This is a genomic window from Polaribacter litoreus, assembly GCF_054584775.1.
The window spans coordinates 1-1570 of the sequence record NZ_JBTLRD010000071.1 but is presented as its reverse complement, the minus strand read 5'-3'; the positions used below and the strand labels follow the sequence as shown (position 1 = coordinate 1570).

The following is a 1570-nucleotide window of genomic DNA, read 5'->3' as shown; positions in this document are numbered from 1 at the left end:
ATTCGCGAGAGAGTGTTCAGCATTTTTTTCCTGCGTTTAGATTTTCCTGAGCAATAAAACATAACGTTTTGGTGTATGATTTGCTGCGTAAATTTAGCTAAAAATTAGTAATAATAACGAACATTTACGTTTGCGAGGTTTTTCGCCAGAAAAACCGAAACAAGCAGTAAATTATACACACTGTTGTAAGTAGTAGTTTTTCGTTTTCTTAATTTTTCACAATTCTGTTTTTGTTATATGTTTTCTTAAATTTCACGTTTGCTTGGAAATTCCACAATTCTGTTTTTTCAATTATTTATGATTTTTTCTAGTTTTCAAGGATTCCTTTTTTGAGCAAATTTCGCAAAGATTTTCATTCCACATTTTAATCAATTCCACAATTTATGATTTTCCAGTTTGATTGGATTCACACGTTTTACAATTCCACGTTTTGCAAAATTCACAGGTAGAATTTTGCTAGCGAGAGAGTGTTCTGCACTTTTAAATTCAACATTTTTTAGAACACAATTTTTTCCTGCGTGAGATTTTTCCACTATTACTTACAACGGTTTTGGCTAGGCTTTGTGCGGGAAGAAAATCGCCAAGATTTTCGAACACGTACTAAGCCGAAGCTTTTTGTTTGGTTTTGTTTCTTTGATTTCACAAAGCCAAATCAACAAGATTTGGCGACTTAGTAAATATACACAAAACTTTGAGAAAGCACCAAAACCCGCATGAAGTTTAGCCGGTGTTACCCTTTGTTTTTATTTAGATAATTGATAGTTATTTACTAAAACAGAAGCAGAAATATGTAAAATTCTTTCTAATTCCCTAATCATATCAACTGTCAATTTTTTCTTTTTATTTAATATTTCAGATACTCGGCTTTTTCCACCAATAACACCAATTAAATCTTTTTGTTTTAGATTCATTTCCTCCATTCTAATTTTTATAGCTTCAATTGGGTCAGGAGCTTCAATAGGATAATATTGATTTTCGTAATTATCTATTAACATTGATAATATTTCAGCTTCGTCGCCTTCTTTAGAGTTTAGTTCAGCATCAAAAATTATTTCTAACCTTTCTAATGCTTTTTCGTAATCTTGTTCGTTCTTTATAGGTTTTATTTCCATAATCTTGTTTTTTTAAATTGTGTCAGCGTTTATTTTGTCATATTCTGCATGAGTTCCTACAAACCTTATAAAAGCCCACTGTCTCTCAAAATTAAATTTTACAATTAGTCGATATGAATTTCCTTTTATATTAAAAACGATTCGACTTTCTTTTAGTATACTGGCATTTATATATGTTTGTTTAACATCGTTAGGCGAAGTCCAGTTAGAATTTTTAGCTGTCTCATACCAAGTTTTTAAATATTGTTCTGAGTCAGCATGTTTTTCCCAAAATTCTCTTAATGTTTTCTTCGCTATTATTCTTTTCATAAATTTAATTCTAAAGCAAAGATAAATAAAAGTTCTCAAATAAAGAACTATTTTTTTGTTTTAAATAAAGGGTAACGTTTATGTGTATTAAAAGTTGCGATTTTGTGCCATCGTTATTTTCCGAAGGAAAATATAAGATTGCAAAAAAA

General features: G+C 29.7%; 2 protein-coding genes. Both read right to left on the bottom strand.

The window, feature by feature from the left end; all coding sequences use genetic code 11:
• Positions 1 to 743: 743 nt before the first annotated feature.
• Entirely contained in the window at positions 744 to 1112 is a 369-nt protein-coding gene (locus tag ACW9UN_RS17170; protein WP_459487598.1) for a helix-turn-helix domain-containing protein, read from the bottom strand.
• Between the two features lie 12 nt (positions 1113 to 1124).
• Positions 1125 to 1421: a type II toxin-antitoxin system HigB family toxin gene (locus tag ACW9UN_RS17165; RefSeq protein WP_459487597.1), complete on the bottom strand. Its 297-nt coding sequence runs from the start codon at positions 1419 to 1421 to the stop codon at positions 1125 to 1127.
• Positions 1422 to 1570 lie beyond the last annotated feature (149 nt).

What these genes read in the sequence shown, in the direction of transcription:
- ACW9UN_RS17170 (WP_459487598.1), bottom strand. Translation starts at nt 1,112, where the DNA reads ATGGAAATAAAACCTATAAAGAACGAACAAGATTACGAAAAAGCATTA.
- ACW9UN_RS17165 (WP_459487597.1), bottom strand. Translation starts at nt 1,421, where the DNA reads ATGAAAAGAATAATAGCGAAGAAAACATTAAGAGAATTTTGGGAAAAA.